We start from the raw sequence: 1,069 nt of genomic DNA on the forward strand, positions 1-1,069 counted from the left end.
TTGAGTTGCATGCCCAAGACCCGAAGCGGAGTGATCTAGCCATGGGCAGGTTGAAGCGCGGGTAAGACCGTGTGGAGGACCGAACCCACCAGGGTTGAAAACCTGGGGGATGACCTGTGGTTAGGGGTGAAAGGCCAATCAAACTCCGTGATAGCTGGTTCTCCCCGAAATGCATTTAGGTGCAGCGTCGTGTGTTTCTTGCCGGAGGTAGAGCACTGGATAGGCGATGGGCCTCACCGGGTTACTGACCTTAGCCAAACTCCGAATGCCGGTAAGTGAGAGCACGGCAGTGAGACTGTGGGGGATAAGCTCCATGGTCGAGAGGGAAACAGCCCAGAACACCGACTAAGGTCCCTAAGCGTGTGCTAAGTGGGAAAGGATGTGGAGTCGCAGAGACAACCAGGAGGTTGGCTTAGAAGCAGCCACCCTTGAAAGAGTGCGTAATAGCTCACTGGTCAAGTGATTCCGCGCCGACAATGTAGCGGGGCTCAAGCACATCACCGAAGTCGTGTCATTGCAGCAATACTCCCAACGGAGGCTGTGATGGGTAGGGGAGCGTCGTGTGCCGGGTGAAGCAGCCGAGGAATCGAGTTGTGGACGGTTCACGAGTGAGAATGCAGGCATGAGTAGCGATACAAGAGTGGGAAACTCTTGCGCCGATTGACCAAGGGTTCCTGGGTCAAGCTGATCTGCCCAGGGTAAGTCGGGACCTAAGGCGAGGCCGACAGGCGTAGTCGATGGACAACGGGTTGATATTCCCGTACCCGCTTTGAAGCGCCAACGCTGAACCTCTTGATGCTAAGCCCGTGAAGCCGGCCCGGAGTCTTCGGACAATGGGACGTGGTGGAGCCGGTGACCCAACGGGGTAGTAGGTGAGCGATGGGGTGACGCAGGAAGGTAGTCCAGCCCGGGCGGTGGTAGTCCCGGGGTAAGGGTGTAGGCCGTGGGGTAGGCAAATCCGCCTCACATTAAGGCTGAGACCTGATGCCGAGCCGATTGTGGTGAAGTGGATGATCCTATGCTGTCGAGAAAAGCCTCTAGCGAGTTTCATGGCGGCCCGTACCCCAAA

General features: G+C 57.3%; 1 rRNA gene. It reads left to right on the forward strand.

Features of this window, described 5'->3' with window-relative positions:
- Positions 1-1,069: ribosomal RNA gene (locus ACIQF6_RS36270) — 23S ribosomal RNA — on the forward strand; the annotation flags it as partial.

Source organism: Kitasatospora sp. NPDC092948 (genome assembly GCF_044754805.1).
In the GTDB taxonomy this organism is placed as follows: Bacteria; Actinomycetota; Actinomycetes; order Streptomycetales; family Streptomycetaceae; genus Kitasatospora.